The organism is Phytobacter sp. SCO41 (genome assembly GCF_003073275.1).
Lineage (GTDB): Bacteria > Pseudomonadota > Gammaproteobacteria > Enterobacterales > Enterobacteriaceae > Phytobacter > Phytobacter diazotrophicus.
On the sequence record NZ_CP027225.1, the window covers coordinates 3,045,669 to 3,061,222 of the forward strand.

17 protein-coding genes are annotated in these 15,554 nt (G+C 53.0%); 8 read left to right on the plus strand and 9 right to left on the minus strand.

Features of this window, described 5'->3' with window-relative positions; genetic code table 11:
* Window positions 1-106 precede the first annotated feature (106 nt).
* Genes kdsA through hemA form a run of 6 tightly spaced genes read right to left on the minus strand, consistent with a single transcriptional unit; the run spans window position 107 to window position 5,425 of the window.
* Window positions 107-961: a 3-deoxy-8-phosphooctulonate synthase gene (gene kdsA / locus C5523_RS14740; protein WP_039079195.1), complete on the minus strand. Its 855-nt coding sequence runs from the start codon at window positions 959-961 to the stop codon at window positions 107-109.
* A 37-nt stretch (window positions 962-998) separates the two neighbouring features.
* Window positions 999-1,808 (minus strand): invasion regulator SirB1, encoded by an 810-nt coding sequence (sirB1, locus tag C5523_RS14745; protein ID WP_039079196.1) that lies wholly within the window; start codon window positions 1,806-1,808, stop codon window positions 999-1,001.
* A gap of 3 nt (window positions 1,809-1,811) precedes the next feature.
* Window positions 1,812-2,204 (minus strand): invasion regulator SirB2, encoded by a 393-nt coding sequence (gene sirB2 / locus C5523_RS14750; protein WP_039079197.1) that lies wholly within the window; start codon window positions 2,202-2,204, stop codon window positions 1,812-1,814.
* 6 nt (window positions 2,205-2,210) lie between these two features.
* Window positions 2,211-3,050, minus strand: a complete 840-nt coding sequence (prmC, locus tag C5523_RS14755; protein ID WP_039079198.1) for a peptide chain release factor N(5)-glutamine methyltransferase — start codon at window positions 3,048-3,050, stop codon at window positions 2,211-2,213.
* Window positions 3,050-4,132 (minus strand): peptide chain release factor 1, encoded by a 1,083-nt coding sequence (prfA, locus tag C5523_RS14760; RefSeq protein WP_039079199.1) that lies wholly within the window; start codon window positions 4,130-4,132, stop codon window positions 3,050-3,052. Before prfA ends, prmC begins: the two co-directional genes overlap by 1 nt.
* A gap of 36 nt (window positions 4,133-4,168) precedes the next feature.
* On the minus strand, window positions 4,169-5,425 hold the full coding sequence (gene hemA / locus C5523_RS14765; protein ID WP_039079200.1) for a glutamyl-tRNA reductase: 1,257 nt from the start codon (window positions 5,423-5,425) through the stop codon (window positions 4,169-4,171).
* Window positions 5,426-5,626: 201 nt separating this feature from the next.
* Here hemA and lolB point away from each other — a divergent pair, with 201 nt between their 5' ends.
* From lolB to dauA, 4 genes are all read left to right on the plus strand, one after another.
* Window positions 5,627-6,250, plus strand: coding sequence for a lipoprotein insertase outer membrane protein LolB (gene lolB, locus C5523_RS14770; RefSeq protein ID WP_039079201.1), 624 nt, complete (start codon window positions 5,627-5,629; stop codon window positions 6,248-6,250).
* The gene (ispE, locus tag C5523_RS14775) at window positions 6,250-7,116 is read left to right on the plus strand and encodes a 4-(cytidine 5'-diphospho)-2-C-methyl-D-erythritol kinase (RefSeq protein ID WP_172960925.1); all 867 of its coding nucleotides are present in this window, start codon (window positions 6,250-6,252) and stop codon (window positions 7,114-7,116) included. Before lolB ends, ispE begins: the two co-directional genes overlap by 1 nt.
* Window positions 7,117-7,240: 124 nt before the next feature.
* Window positions 7,241-8,188, plus strand: a complete 948-nt coding sequence (gene prs / locus C5523_RS14785) for a ribose-phosphate diphosphokinase (RefSeq protein ID WP_090085106.1) — start codon at window positions 7,241-7,243, stop codon at window positions 8,186-8,188.
* A 149-nt stretch (window positions 8,189-8,337) separates the two neighbouring features.
* Window positions 8,338-9,990: a C4-dicarboxylic acid transporter DauA gene (gene dauA, locus C5523_RS14790; protein WP_071194049.1), complete on the plus strand. Its 1,653-nt coding sequence runs from the start codon at window positions 8,338-8,340 to the stop codon at window positions 9,988-9,990.
* Here dauA and C5523_RS14795 read toward each other — a convergent pair.
* Together C5523_RS14795 and ychH are read right to left on the minus strand one after the other, a co-directional pair.
* Complete coding sequence (locus C5523_RS14795; RefSeq protein WP_108701394.1) at window positions 9,985-11,034, minus strand: MerR family transcriptional regulator; 1,050 nt, start codon at window positions 11,032-11,034, stop codon at window positions 9,985-9,987. The genes dauA and C5523_RS14795 overlap by 6 nt on opposite strands.
* 117 nt (window positions 11,035-11,151) lie before the next feature.
* Window positions 11,152-11,427, minus strand: coding sequence for a stress-induced protein YchH (gene ychH, locus C5523_RS14800; protein ID WP_039079205.1), 276 nt, complete (start codon window positions 11,425-11,427; stop codon window positions 11,152-11,154).
* Between the two features lie 273 nt (window positions 11,428-11,700).
* Between ychH and pth the strand changes: the two genes are divergently transcribed.
* Together pth and ychF are read left to right on the plus strand one after the other, a co-directional pair.
* Complete coding sequence (pth, locus tag C5523_RS14805) at window positions 11,701-12,285, plus strand: aminoacyl-tRNA hydrolase (RefSeq protein ID WP_039079206.1); 585 nt, start codon at window positions 11,701-11,703, stop codon at window positions 12,283-12,285.
* A gap of 126 nt (window positions 12,286-12,411) precedes the next feature.
* Window positions 12,412-13,506 (plus strand): redox-regulated ATPase YchF, encoded by a 1,095-nt coding sequence (gene ychF / locus C5523_RS14810; protein ID WP_039079207.1) that lies wholly within the window; start codon window positions 12,412-12,414, stop codon window positions 13,504-13,506.
* A 116-nt stretch (window positions 13,507-13,622) separates the two neighbouring features.
* Here ychF and C5523_RS14815 read toward each other — a convergent pair whose 3' ends face one another.
* Entirely contained in the window at window positions 13,623-14,021 is a 399-nt protein-coding gene (locus tag C5523_RS14815) for a glyoxalase/bleomycin resistance/extradiol dioxygenase family protein (RefSeq protein ID WP_108701395.1), read from the minus strand.
* 89 nt (window positions 14,022-14,110) lie between these two features.
* Here C5523_RS14815 and C5523_RS14820 point away from each other — a divergent pair, with 89 nt between their 5' ends.
* On the plus strand, window positions 14,111-14,803 hold the full coding sequence (locus C5523_RS14820) for a YafY family protein (RefSeq protein ID WP_108701396.1): 693 nt from the start codon (window positions 14,111-14,113) through the stop codon (window positions 14,801-14,803).
* Window positions 14,804-14,965: 162 nt separating this feature from the next.
* Complete coding sequence (locus tag C5523_RS14825; RefSeq protein WP_108701397.1) at window positions 14,966-15,553, plus strand: TetR/AcrR family transcriptional regulator; 588 nt, start codon at window positions 14,966-14,968, stop codon at window positions 15,551-15,553.
* Window position 15,554: the final 1 nt, after the last annotated feature.

A 15,554-nucleotide genomic window follows, 5' to 3' on the forward strand; every position in this document is an offset into this window, starting at 1 on the left:
AACCCGACTGAGGCAATCTGACACATGAAAGATTGCCCGGAGCTATGCCTGTTTTGTTACTCGCCGTTCGGTTGACAAACTGTCACCTTAAGACGCTTTGCTCCGATTACTTGCTGGTATCAAGCTCATCGAAGCTTTTCACCAGATCATCAATCGCTTTGATCTGTTTCAGGAACGGCTCCAGTTTATCCAGCGGCAGTGCGGACGGGCCATCGCATTTCGCGTTGGCTGGATCCGGGTGCGCCTCAATAAACAGACCGGCCAGGCCTGTCGCCATACCCGCGCGCGCCAGCTCAGCAACCTGGGCACGACGGCCACCAGACGCGGCGCCAAACGGGTCGCGGCACTGCAATGCGTGCGTCACATCGAAAATGACCGGCGAGTTGCCAGAGACGTTTTTCATCACGCTAAAGCCGAGCATATCGACAACCAGGTTGTCGTAACCGAAGTTACTGCCACGGTCGCACAGGATAACTTTATCGTTACCGCCTTCATGGAATTTATCCACGATATTACCCATCTGGCCAGGGCTTACGAACTGCGGCTTTTTCACGTTAATGACGGCGCCGGTTTTCGCCATCGCTTCGACCAGGTCGGTCTGACGCGCCAGAAATGCCGGTAACTGAATCACGTCAACCACGTCAGCAACGGGCTGAGCCTGGCTGGCTTCGTGAACATCGGTGATCACTTTCACGCCGAACGTCTGTTTCAGCTCCTGGAAAATTTTCATCCCTTCTTCCAGGCCCGGCCCACGGTAAGACTTGATGGAGGAACGGTTGGCTTTGTCAAAAGAGGCTTTGAACACATACGGAATACCCAGTTTCTGGGTAACAGTCACATAGTGCTCACAAATACGCATCGCGAGGTCGCGGGATTCCAGCACGTTCATACCGCCAAACAGAACAAACGGCAGATCGTTCGCGACATTGATATCGCCAATGCTAACCACTTTTTGTGTCATATAATTCCCTTATCAAGATTCAGTCTATTAATTCAGTTTAGTGCAGTGTAATTTGCTTGTGCGAAATGGTGTTAATTTGCGCACGGATCATCTCGCTGATGGGATCCTCAGGACACTGCTCTACGAAGTAATTCAGATCGTGCAGCGCAACATGATCGCACTCGAGTTGCGCGTAAATTAAGCCACGATCGCGGATCTCATACGGGTCTTCCGGGTTAAACTGCAACAAAGCTTCACTGGCACGCAGAGCCAGTTCCATTTGTTGCTCTTCCATCAACGCCGATTTCAAAGTATCGAGCAGCTTACGGATGACTTCCGCGTTATCTGCCTCGTCGAGATCCTCATTAAACAGCTCAGCCACAGGGCTGATGTTACCCTTAAGCCAGACGTCCAGCGTATGCTCGTCCAGCGTGTCGCCATTAAAGGGGTTGATCAACCACATTTCCCCATCCAGCCACTCAGCGCGCAGAATGAGCTGCGTCGGGAAAATCACCGGCATCAGCGGAATATCCAGATGCCCGGCAACCCATAACAGAATGGCGCCCAGTGACACCGCGCTACCCTGACGGTTTTGCAGGACTTTATCCAGCCACAACGCATCCGACAGACGGTACACACCGCGGGTGTCTTTAAAACCCCATTCGCCGTAAAACAGCTCAAGGAGTTTCTCCAGTTGCAAGTCCTGCGGTTGAGCCTCACTTATTTCTTCACGCGCCAGACGGATCAGACGCTCAAGTTCGTCGTGCACGAACTGCGAGGGAAAATCATCACGAATCAATTCAGATATCAGGATCATTCCATCGCACAATGGTGCTTTGTTAAATTCGAAATCGGCTAACGACCGCATGTCTTACCCCAGTATCGGTATCTTTGTGGCGGCGAGTTTAATGATGATGTACAGCACCACCAGCCCCAGCAAAAACGCAATAAACCCCGTTTGCTGGCTGCGCGGACGATGTCGTCCCAGCGCAATGAAACCCAAAACGATGTAGATGATAACGCCAAACAGCTTTTCCGTCAGCCATGCGCCATTAGCAGTAAATGGGATATAGCGCGTTACAACGATAAGCCCGAGGCCGCTGAGCAATAACAGCGTGTCCACTGCATGGGGCACAACCCGCACCCAGCGCGCCTGTGCGCGAGGATCACCCGTAAAGCGCCACCAGTATCGCAGCACAAACAGGCTAATGGTCAGAACCACCGTGGTCAAATGCAGGCTTATCAGAAACGTGAACGCACTCATTCCCTGTTACTCCTGTTGCGGCAGGCGCCCGAGCGTCAGACGCTCGTTATCACCATAATCCCGGCAGGTTTCCACCTGCACATATCCTTGTTCGCCAAACAGCGCACGTACCGCTTCACCCTGCTGCCAGCCGTGTTCCAGCAGCAGCCAGCCACCAGGGCGCAAAAAACGCCTTGATTGTGCGATTATCCACGCCAGATCCGCAAGTCCTTCTTGTGCCGCAACCAGTGCAGAACGCGGCTCGAAACGCACATCCCCCATGGCAAGATGAGGGTCCTGCTCATCAATATAAGGCGGATTGCTGACAATCAGGTCGAACGGCTGCCCTTCCAGGGCGCTAAACCAGTGGCTGGTCAGCACCGAAACGTTCGTTATTCCTAAATGTTCCGCGTTACGCAGAGCCAGGGCGACGGCATCGGGCATGACGTCGACCGCCGTAATCTGGCAATCCGGACGTTCACTGGCCAGCGCCAGCGCGATAGCGCCGGTGCCGGTGCCCAGATCGAGGATCCGGCACGGCTGTTCCGGCAGACGGTTCAGCGCCTGCTCAACCAGACATTCGGTATCCGGGCGCGGAATCAACGTCGCAGGCGAGACAAACAGCGGCAACGACCAGAACTCGCGTACCCCCACAAGATGCGCGACCGGCTCACCCTGTTCACGGCGGGCCAGCAGATCATCAAGCCGCGCGAGCTCAGTGTCCGAAAGCGCAGTTTCGCCGAAAGCAAGAATAAAGGTGCGCGCTTTTCCGGTCACAAAGCCCAGCAAAATCTCCGCATCCCGGCGCGGGCTTTCGCTGTGCGAAAGTCGATTTATCGCGTGACGCAACCAGTGTTGATAGTCCATCAATCCTGTCCGGCGAGCGCTGCCAGTTGGTCGGCCTGATATTCCTGCACAATCGGCTCAATCAGCATATCCAGCTTGCCTTCCATCACCTCGTCCAGACGGTAGACTGTCAGGTTGATACGGTGGTCGGTCACACGCCCCTGCGGGAAGTTATAGGTGCGGTTACGATCGCTGCGATCGCCGCTACCCAGCAGATTTCGACGCGTTGAGGCTTCCGCCTGCTGGCGTTTGGCAATTTCCGCCGCGCGAATACGCGAACCCAAAACGGCCAGGGCTTTGGCTTTATTTTTATGCTGAGAACGTTCGTCCTGACACTCCACCACGATGCCTGTCGGCAAGTGGGTAATACGAATCGCGGAGTCGGTGGTGTTAACGTGCTGCCCACCCGCGCCGGATGAACGGAAGGTATCAATGCGCAGATCGCCCGGGTTGATGTCCGGCAGTTCGGCTTCCGGCAATTCTGGCATTACCGCAACGGTACAGGCAGAGGTATGGATACGTCCCTGAGATTCGGTTGCCGGAACACGCTGTACGCGATGGCCGCCGGACTCAAATTTCAGCCGTCCGTAAACGCCTTCGCCGCTCACTTTCGCGATGATCTCTTTATAGCCACCATGCTCGCCCTCATTGGCGCTCATGATCTCTACACGCCAGCGACGCGACTCGGCATAACGGGTATACATGCGGAACAGATCGCCTGCGAATAACGCCGCTTCATCGCCGCCGGTCCCGGCACGCACTTCCAGGAAGGCGCTGCGCTCATCGTCAGGATCTTTAGGTAGCAAAAGAATTTGCAGGTGCTGTTCCAGTTGTTCGCTTTTTTCTTTTGCATCGCGTAACTCTTCCTGCGCCATATCGCGCATTTCCGGGTCATCGAGCATCATTTGTGCGGTTTCGATATCTTCCTGAATCTGTTGCCAGTCAGTAAAACAGCGCGATACGTCGCTTAGTTGCGCATACTCCCTGGATAAGGCGCGGAATCGCTCCTGATCGGCGATGGTTTGCGCGTCACCCAACAGCGCCTGAACTTCTTCATGACGCTCGTGTAGGGCTTCCAGTTTGGCAACGATAGAAGGCTTCATAGGCGTAAATGCACCCTGTTATTAGAGATTGTTGTGCTACTCCAGCCCGAGGCTGTTGCGCAGAATATGCAGGCGCTCATCATCCCCGTCACGGGCGGCCTGCTGAAGAGATTTGGTTGGTGCGTGGATCAGGCGATTGGTCAGTTTCCAGGCCAGATCCTGCATAATGGCTTGTGCGTCGCCACCCTGTTCAAGGGCGGCCAGCGCTTTGGCAGTCAATTCATCACGAATCTGCTCAGATTGGCTGCGGTAATCACGAATTGTCTCGCTGGCGCTTTGCGCGCGCAGCCAGGCCATAAATTCGCTCGTTTCCTGCTCAACGATAGTTTCAGCCTGCACCGCCGCCGCTTTACGCTGCGCGAGGTTGTGCTGAATAATGCTTTGTAGATCGTCAACGCTGTAGAGATAGGCGTTCGCCAGTTTACCCACTTCCGGCTCGACATCGCGCGGAACGGCAATATCCACCAGCAGCATTGGCTGGTTGCGGCGCGCCTTCATTGCCCGCTCAACCATGCCTTTACCAATGATCGGCAATGGGCTGGCGGTAGAACTGATAACAATATCGGCATCTTTCAGGCGCGAATCGATATCGCTCAGGGAAATCACTTCCGCCCCTACTTCATCTGCCAGAACCTGCGCACGTTCACGGGTACGGTTGGCGATGATCATCTTCTGCACTTTATGCTCGCGCAAATGACGTGCCACCAGTTCGATAGTTTCCCCCGCACCGACAAGCATGACGCTGACCGACGAGAGTGATTCAAAGATTTGGCGCGCCAGGGTACAGGCAGCAAAGGCGACAGAAACCGCGCTCGCGCCGATATCGGTTTCCGTGCGCACGCGTTTGGCGACGGAGAACGACTTCTGGAACATGCGTTCGAGTTCGCTGGCTTTCAGATGACCGCGGTTAGAATCCGCAAACGCTTTTTTCACCTGGCCGAGTATCTGCGGTTCGCCCAGTACCAGCGAGTCCAGCCCGCTCGCCACGCGCATTAAATGGCTGACGGCGTCGTTATCGTGGTGCCAGTAAAGGCTGTTACGCAACTCTTCTTCGCTGATCTGATGGTAATCACACAGCCAGCGAACCAGCGATTCATGGAGGTTTTCCTGCTCTTCAACGCTTAAATAAAGCTCGGTACGGTTACATGTTGACAACACCACACCACCCTGCACCATCGGCTGCGCCAGCAGGCTGTCTAACGCCTGGTCAAGCGTATCCGGCGAAAACGTAATACGTTCTCGCAACGAAACGGGGGCCGTTTTGTGGTTGATGCCGAGCGCCAGAAGAGTCATGTGAGTGGGAATAGTACCAACGTTGATAAGGTTAGACTGTGCGCATCATACAGGATGCGCGAGGTCAATAAAAGAGAGCGCCCCCTTTTGGAGTAATCGGTAATTTAATGATTTAAGACAACTTGAACGTAGACGCTATCACTGCCCGGCGCTAGCATTAAGAATATTTACTGCAACGCACCTCAAGGATTCGTCATCATTATGACTTTGCCGGACTTTCGCCTTATTCGTTTGCTGCCGCTGGCTAGCCTCGTACTGACTGCTTGTACCCTCAATGCGCCTAAAGGGCCGGGCCAGAGTCCGGATGCCCCTCAGTGGCGTCAACATCAGCAAGACGTCAGCAAATTGAACCAGTTTCAGACACGTGGCGCTTTCGCTTTTATCTCCGATGAGCAGAAAGTCTATGCCCGCTTTTTCTGGCAACAGACCGGGCAGGATCGCTATCGCCTGCTGCTGACAAACCCGTTGGGCAGCACGGAGCTGGAACTCAACGCCCAGCCTGGCGCAGTAGAGCTGGTCGACAACAAAGGCAAGCACTATACCTCCACCGATGCGGAAGAGATGATTGGCAAACTGACCGGTATGCCGATTCCATTGAATAGTCTGCGTCAGTGGATTCTGGGTCTGCCCGGCGACGCGACCGACTACAAGCTTGACGACCAGTATCGCCTCAGCGAGCTTAACTACAGCCAGGGGGGCAAAAACTGGAAAGTGGTGTACGGCGGTTATGACAGCAATACGAAGCCGGCCCTGCCCTCCAGTCTTGAGCTAAGCGATGGCGGACAGCGTATTAAGCTCAAAATGGATAACTGGATTGCGAAATGATGACGCGCTTTCCCGCACCGGCGAAACTCAATCTGTTTTTGTACATCACCGGGCAACGGACTGATGGTTATCACACGCTGCAAACCCTGTTTCAGTTTCTTGATTACGGTGACACCTTAAGCTTTGAACCGCGAACAGATGGCGTTATTCGGTTGCTAACGCCTATTGAAGGGGTGCCGGATGAAGAAAACCTGATCGTGCGCGCAGCCCGTCTGTTGATGCAGCAGGCGCATAAAACGGGTCGCCTGCCTGCTGGCAGCGGCGCGGATATCCAGATAGACAAACGCCTGCCGATGGGCGGCGGTCTGGGCGGTGGCTCATCAAACGCGGCCACGGTGCTAGTGGCGCTCAATCATCTGTGGCATTGCGGTTTATCGGTTGATGAACTGGCAGAACTGGGATTAACACTGGGAGCGGATGTACCAGTCTTTGTCCGGGGCCACGCGGCGTTTGCCGAAGGTGTCGGCGAGATACTTACCCCCGTGGAACCCGAAGAGAAATGGTATCTGGTCGCCCATCCTGGCGTCAGCATCCCCACCCCGACCATTTTCCGCGATCCGGAATTGCCGAGAAATACACCAAAGCGGTCAATAGAAACGTTACTAAAATGTGAATTCAGCAACGATTGCGAGGTTATCGCAAGAAAACGTTTTCGTAAGGTTGATGAGGCGCTTACCTGGCTGCTAGAATACGCGCCGTCGCGCCTGACTGGCACAGGGGCCTGTGTTTTTGCTGAATTTGACACAGAGTCTGCTGCTCTTCAGGTGTTAGAGCAAGCCCCGGCATGGTTGCGCGGTTTTGTCGCACGAGGTGTAAACCTCTCGCCTCTCGCCAGCACCCTCGCCGGGCAAGCTGAGTCCCGGTGACAACGTCACTTGTTCCAGACGTTGCATCGCGCTCTTTAATACACCGCATGGATAGAATTATGTCCGAACCGCACATTTATGGCTTATTCTATCCACCAATGGACGCATGCCTGAGGTTCTTCTCGTGCCTGATATGAAGCTTTTTGCTGGTAACGCCACCCCGGAACTAGCACAACGTATTGCCAACCGCCTGTACACTTCTCTCGGCGACGCCGCCGTAGGTCGCTTTAGCGATGGCGAAGTCAGCGTACAAATTAATGAAAATGTACGCGGTGGTGATATTTTCATCATCCAGTCCACTTGTGCTCCAACGAACGACAACCTGATGGAATTGGTTGTTATGGTTGATGCCCTGCGCCGTGCTTCTGCAGGCCGTATCACCGCTGTTATTCCTTATTTTGGTTATGCCCGTCAGGACCGCCGCGTGCGCTCCGCACGTGTACCTATCACCGCAAAAGTTGTCGCAGATTTTCTCTCCAGCGTAGGCGTTGACCGCGTCCTCACCGTCGACCTGCACGCTGAGCAGATCCAGGGCTTCTTTGATGTGCCGGTTGATAACGTATTCGGTAGTCCTATTCTGCTGGAAGACATGCTGCAACTTAATCTGGATAACCCGATTGTGGTTTCTCCGGATATCGGCGGCGTTGTTCGCGCTCGCGCTATCGCAAAACTGCTTAACGATACCGATATGGCTATCATTGATAAACGTCGTCCGCGTGCGAACGTTTCTCAGGTTATGCATATCATCGGTGACGTCGCAGGCCGTGACTGCGTGCTGGTTGACGACATGATCGACACCGGCGGTACGCTGTGTAAAGCAGCAGAAGCGCTGAAAGAGCGCGGTGCTAAACGCGTGTTTGCTTACGCGACTCACCCGATCTTCTCTGGTAATGCGGCAAACAACCTGCGCAACTCCGTTATCGATGAAGTGGTCGTTTGTGACACCATCCCGCTGACGGATGAAATCAAATCGCTGCCAAACGTGCGTACCTTGACTCTGTCTGGCATGCTGGCCGAAGCGATTCGTCGCATCAGCAACGAAGAATCCATTTCCGCAATGTTCGAACATTGATTGGAATCGGCACAAAGACCCGCTACGGCGGGTTTTTTTATTCCTGTGTTTTATTTGTATGACTAATAAACATCGCGCATACAAATTTGTATTGGTGATATTTGACCAGGGATTACTCTTCTGTGAAAAGACTCTTTTCTCCACACGTCATGCCATTCAGCGCCATTATTGAGGCCTGCTGGAAGGAAAAATATAGCCTGGCGCGTTTCACGCGCGACCTGATTGCCGGGGTGACGGTTGGCATCATCGCCATTCCGCTGGCCATGGCCCTGGCCATTGGTAGCGGCGTTGCGCCGCAGTACGGGCTTTATACCGCCGCTGTCGCCGGTATCGTCATCGCACTGACCGGGGGGTCGCGCTATAGCGTTTCCGGCCCTACCGCCGCTTTCGTCGTCATTCTCTATCCCGTATCGCAGCAATTTGGTCTCGGTGGGCTGCTTGTAGCGACGCTGATGTCAGGCGTCTTTTTGATTCTGTTTGGCCTCGCCCGCTTTGGGCGCCTGATCGAATATATTCCCGTTTCCGTCACGCTGGGCTTTACGTCAGGTATCGGGATTACCATCGGTACCATGCAGATAAAAGATTTCCTCGGTTTGCAGGTTGCCCATATGCCGGAACATTACCTGCAAAAAGTCGGCGCGCTGGCAATGGCATTGCCGAGTATTAACCTCGGTGATGCGGCCATCGGTGTCGTTACCCTCGGCACCCTGATTTTGTGGCCTCGTCTGCGCATTCGCCTGCCGGGGCATTTACCGGCACTGCTTGCCGGTTGTGCCGTGATGGCGGTGGTTAATCTGGTGGGTGGTCATGTCGCCACCATTGGCTCTCAATTTCACTACGTGCTGGCAGACGGTTCACAGGGCAACGGTATTCCACAATTGCTGCCACAGCTTGTGTTGCCCTGGGATTTGCCGGGTTCGAGCTTCACCCTGAGCTGGGCCTCTCTGCAGGCGCTGCTGCCCGCCGCGTTCTCGATGGCGTTACTGGGGGCCATTGAGTCTCTGCTCTGCGCGGTTGTGCTTGATGGCATGACCGGAACACGCCATAAAGCCAATAGCGAGTTGATAGGTCAGGGGCTTGGGAATATTGTCGCGCCTTTCTTTGGCGGCATCACCGCTACGGCGGCGATTGCCCGTTCAGCGGCCAACGTCCGCGCCGGAGCATCGTCCCCGGTATCTGCCATTATTCACGCGGTTCTGGTGATTCTTGCCCTGCTGGTGCTCGCTCCCTTGCTCTCCTGGCTGCCGCTTTCCGCCATGGCCGCGCTGCTGCTGATGGTGGCCTGGAACATGAGTGAAGCGCATAAAGTGGTAAACCTGCTGCGTCGCGCGCCGACAGACGACATTATCGTCATGCTGATTTGTATGTCGCTGACCGTGTTGTTCGATATGGTTATCGCCATTAGCGTGGGTATCGTTCTGGCATCACTACTGTTTATGCGCCGTATCGCGCGCATGACCCGTCTGTCGCCTGTCAATGTAGACGTGGCGGACGATATTCTGGTGTTGCGTGTGATTGGCCCGCTGTTTTTCGCCGCCGCCGACGGTCTGTTCACCGAACTGGAATCGCGGATTGCAGGCAAACGGGTCGTGATACTCAAGTGGGATGCGGTACCGCTGCTTGATGCGGGTGGGCTCGATGCCTTCCAGCGTTTTGTCAATCGCCTGCCGGAAGGCACCGAGTTGCGCGTCAGCAATCTGGAGTTTCAGCCGCTGCGCACCATGGCGCGAGCGGGTATCAAACCCATTGCGGGCCGGTTGTCGTTCTGGCCAAACCGTGACGCCGCGTTAGCGGATTTATGATGAACCCGATGCCCCGTAGCGCTTGCGCATCAGGGCATCTACCGCCTGCTGCAGCCATTGCAGCAGGTCTGGCGTCACCCAGGTTCCTTTCATGAGATGCGGCTCCTGCTGCATCGACAGGCGAAACTTCTGTTGGGTTTGCGGATCGGTTCCGGCATAGGACTGGAACAGCTCCAGCCAGGCGTTTGCCAGCGCCTGCGCCTCTTCTGACTGCGGGTCAAGCCCCTCGAGTGCCGCCTGGCGAACGCGACTGACTAACGGCGGCCACTCCATCATCCGGTCAAAATAATGCGCGCGGGTAAATGCCATCTCTTCTGGCGTCAGATAGCGCTGCCAGATAGCCAGTTTGCTTTCGCCGAAACTGCGGGTGATGAAATTAATTGTCGCATCATCAATTCCGGTCTGTTCACGCATTTGCGGCTCAACCAGGTGCATCTCATTGAGCCGGGTCAAAAACTCCGGCCTGCGGGCAGTATCCTCCTCCAGGCGCGTCATCCAGCGCGTTGCCAGATCCATCGCCTTTTCATCATCAACCGGGCACCCCTGCGCCATCAGCGCTTTGGCTTCCGCCACCATGTTCGCCCATACAAGGCTGCGCTCTTCGTCATGCGCGGCAAACGGTAGGTCGCGCAATTCCTCAGCACTAAACCAACGGTTATACATATTCGTTAACTCCAGTGTCAGTAACCAGGACTCCAGGTCAGGTTCAGCCCCGCTTTCCATTCCACGCTTTAACATCAGCAGTTGCTGGCGCAACGTCTGGATCGTGCGCATTTGCACATCAAGCAAGCTGATTTGTTCATCGAGCAGAACGTGAAGCGGACGCGTCTCCCGCGCCAGGTAATCCTTGATAGCTGCCAGCGGCATACCCGCCTTCGCCAGTACCTGAATCATATGCAGGCGTTTGATGTCAGCGAGATTGTATAAACGGTAACCGGCAGCACTTCGGGATGAAGGCGTAAGTAGACCGATATGTTCGTAGTGGTGCAGTGTACGGACAGTGATCCCGGCACGACGTGCCAGTTCACCAGCTTGAATTAACATAACGGCTCCTTTTCTTCCCCTTGACTGCCACTCTCGGGCCTAACGTTACGTAAGGGTCAAGAAAAAAGCCAAAAAAAACGGCTTCCTGAGGAAACCGCTTGTTTGTGTTGCTATACGTTAGCTATGACCGTGTCCGTCACGGCGGCAGCGTTTGTCGTAATGGCGTACCCACCAGTACTTATCACAGACCTGCTCATGGCCACCAATACGCGCGCCTGCAAGCCAGAGTACTGCGCCGACAAAAATGCTGAGAATGGCGCCGTGGGCGAAGAACTGCGGCAGATTAAGCTGCGGCAACTGATTCAGAACAGAGTAACCCACGCCGACTACCATCACGACTAACCCCAGGCCCATAAGCACATTACCGAGTAACGAAGCGTTTTTGCGTTTCATGGTGTCACCTCCGGAACGATGGGTTGAAAGGGAATAACCCCAATGCTTGTGGGTAAAGTATAGACAGGGGGGGTTATGGCGATTGCGCCCAGGATCACAATTACACATATTAAGACCACATATATTTACAAATAACCCTCTGAACTAGTTGTATTTCTAATGGTTCAAATGGGTAATCATTGCCCTTTTCCCCGTTTCGTCCTGAGAACTTTGTCATCACGCGCCGCACGACGTAAACTACGCGCCAGATATTGACCTGGTCAGGAAGAAAAAGTGACGATTAAACTGATTGTCGGGCTGGCAAATCCCGGCGCGGAATATGCCGCGACACGCCATAATGCAGGCGCCTGGTACGTCGATCTGCTGGCTGAACGTTGCCGCGCCCCGCTACGTGAAGAACCGAAGTTTTTTGGCTATTCCTCACGGATTAATCTGGCGGGCGAAGATGTGCGTCTGCTGGTCCCCACGACTTTTATGAATCTTAGCGGCAAGGCCGTTGCCGCGATGGCAACCTTTTATCGCATCAACCCGGACGAAATCCTGGTTGCCCATGATGAACTGGACTTACCGCCGGGCGTGGCGAAGTTTAAACTGGGCGGCGGTCATGGCGGCCACAACGGGTTGAAAGACATTATCAGTAAACTGGGCAATAACCCCAATTTCCACCGTTTGCGCGTGGGAATTGGTCATCCGGGCGATAAAAACAAAGTTGTCGGTTTTGTGCTGGGTAAACCGCCTGTTTCTGAACAGAAATTGATTGACGAAGCGGTAGATGAAGCGGCACGTTGCACGGAAATCTGGCTGAAAGACGGCCTGACAAAAGCGACCAACCGTCTGCACGCCTTTAAGGCCCAGTAACACGTGCCCTCTGGCATTTTTGCCGCGCGATACAACGGTTACGTGTATAATAGGCAAAGTTATTAACTTTTATGCAATCTGTTTTATATAACGGATTGATTATTCAGAAATTAAGGTAATCACATCATGGGATTCAAATGCGGTATCGTTGGCCTGCCCAACGTAGGTAAATCCACCCTGTTCAACGCGCTCACCAAAGCAGGTATTGAAGCGGCAAACTTCCCCTTCTGTACTATTGAGCCGAACACCGGTGTCGTACCGATGCCCGATCCGCGTCTGGACAAGCTGGCGGAGATCGTCAAGCCGCAGCGTATTCTGCCAACCACGATGGAGTTTGTGGATATCGCCGGTCTGGTTAAAGGCGCATCCAAAGGTGAAGGCCTGGGTAACCAGTTCCTGACCAACATTCGCGAAACCGAAGCCATTGGTCATGTGGTACGCTGCTTTGAGAACGACAATATCATTCACGTGAATAATAAAGTGGATCCGGCGGATGATATCGAGGTTATTAATACCGAGCTGGCGCTGTCTGATCTGGACACCTGTGAGCGCGCTATTCATCGCGTACAGAAAAAAGCCAAAGGCGGCGATAAAGACGCGAAAGCAGAGCTGGCGGCGCTGGAAAAATGTCTGCCTCAACTGGAAAACGCAGGCATGCTGCGTGCGCTGAAAAACCTGACCGAAGAAGACAAAGCCGCGATCAAATACCTGAGCTTCCTGACGCTCAAGCCGACCATGTACATCGCGAACGTTAACGAAGACGGTTTTGAAAATAACCCCTACCTCGATAAAGTGCGCGAAATCGCCGATGCCGAAGGTTCTGTTGTCGTTGCCGTGTGTGCAGCAGTTGAGTCCGATATCGCTGAACTCGACGATGCAGACCGCGAAGAATTTATGGCCGAACTGGGCATTGAAGAGCCGGGTCTGAACCGCGTTATTCGCGCCGGTTATCAGTTGCTGAACCTGCAAACCTACTTCACAGCGGGCGTGAAAGAAGTGCGCGCATGGACGATCCCGGTTGGCGCAACTGCCCCGCAGGCGGCAGGTAAAATTCATACAGACTTCGAAAAAGGCTTTATCCGTGCGCAGACCATCGCGTATGAAGACTTTATCACCTACAAAGGTGAACAAGGCGCGAAGGAAGCGGGCAAAATGCGCGCAGAAGGTAAAGATTACATCGTGAAAGATGGCGACGTGATGAACTTCCTGTTCAACGTCTAAATAAGCTTTGTTGTCTCATGAGGTTGCATCAAACCTCATACTGCCACCCCCTCATAAAATCCACGCCATCGCGTGGATTTTCTTTTTGTCGCGCCTTAAGGGGATTATGGGCACAATTACCGACTAAATCGCTGTCTGGCGCTATCCGTTACAGGTGTGAATAATGACACGAGAGTGCCCTCCGGGTCGCGGAATTGTAGTGTCCTGTTCCCCCAGGGCATATCCTTTGGCTCATGGACAAACGCCACACCGTATTCTTTTAATCTGTTAAATTGATGGTCTACATCTTCTACCAGAAACTCAAGGATTGCGGATTGGTTCGCGGCTGATTTTGCGCACCCTTCCTTAAACAATGCCACCGTTTCTTCGCTTCCAATGGCTATTACGGCCCCCGGGGTTACAATTTCGGCAAAAACCGGGGCAAGCCAGTCAGCGCTAACACCTGTAACGAATTCATAAAACTCAACAACTGTATTGATGTCTTGCACAATGAGTCGGGTAGAAACTAATTTCATACAATATTCTCCAGGTTGCGGCAGGAACAGCATCAGGAGGTATCATCATTCATATCTACTGACACCGTGGTGGCAACAGGAAAAAATAAATGAGACGTGCAGACAGGCTTTTCCAGATAATCCAAATACTTCGCAGGAAAAAGCTTCCGGTTACTGCAGCAAGGCTGGCAGAAGAACTTGAGGTGTCTAAGCGCACGATTTATCGGGATATTGCCGACCTGGCCGGGCAACGGGTTCCTGTAGAGGGAGAAGCGGGAACAGGATACATACTGAGCTCAGATTACGATATGCCCCCTTTAATGTTTACCGCAGAAGAACTAGAGGCGGTCTTTTTGGGGGTTGAATTAGTGAAACACCTGCCGGATGCCACCCTTGCTAACAATGCAAATGATGTCCTGTCTAAAATAGCTTCGGTGATTCCTGACAAGTTGATGTGTTTTTTAAATGACGCAGCCGTTGCCGTTAAACCCGAAAACTCTGGCATAGAGAAAGTAGACACTCGCCTGATCCGGGCGGCAATACGCGATAGCCGGAAAATGTTTCTGGAGTACCGTGCCGCAGATGGAACGATATCGAAAAGGATTATTTGGCCGATCATATTAGGATATGACCTGACGCATTGCTTGCTCATCGCATGGTGTGAGGAAAAACTGGACTTCCGCCATTTCCGTGCTGACCGCATGTTGAATATTGTTGTGCTCAACGAAAAAATTGGCATCGATAAAAAAAGCCTCAGGATGAAATGGAGAAAATGGCGTAGCTCCCAGGGCTACGATATTTAAAAACAAGGTATGTCTTTTGTTTGCAATCAACTCTGCGGTAATCAAAAAAAATATATATTGCTCGTTTTACGCTCTGGCACGTAGCAGTTAAGCGCTTGAAAGCGTGCAGAATAAGAGCACTTATGTTATAATTTCATTTTATGCGTTAAAAAAGGTTAAATCTTGAAAACGGCAAATTTTTCCGAACTGATAAAGATAGCCGCTCTGCAGCTTTTCAGAGAAAAGGGATTCAGCAATGTTTCCACGCGTGATTTAACACAAAAACTTAATATTTCCAGAAGCCATATTTATCATTATTACCGCGACTGGGAAACGTTAAAAAAAGCGACTGTTGAATATATGTTTGACGGTGATATACAAGAGTGCAAGGAAACCCTGAAAGCCTCGCCAGGGATGAGCGCTACCGACAGAGTTAAGCTCTATATCAGTACGCTATTACCTGACGCCCCCTCCGCACACTGGCTGCTCTACCTTGAACTCTGGCCGATGGCTGCGCGTGATGCTGATTATGCTACCCTGGTGCATAATCAATCTCTTCAATGGATCAATATTCTTGAAGGCATCATCGGCTATGGCCTTGATGAAGGCGAATTCCTTTCAGTAAACGCCTCTGTATCAGCCAGACAAATAAATGCATTAATAGATGGATATTCCAGTATGCTGATCCTCGACTATTCAGAGAACAAGAGAAGTAATTTTCTTGATGAAATATCGGAGCTTTCTTTTAAAATCCTTGGAAAATTCTCCTGAG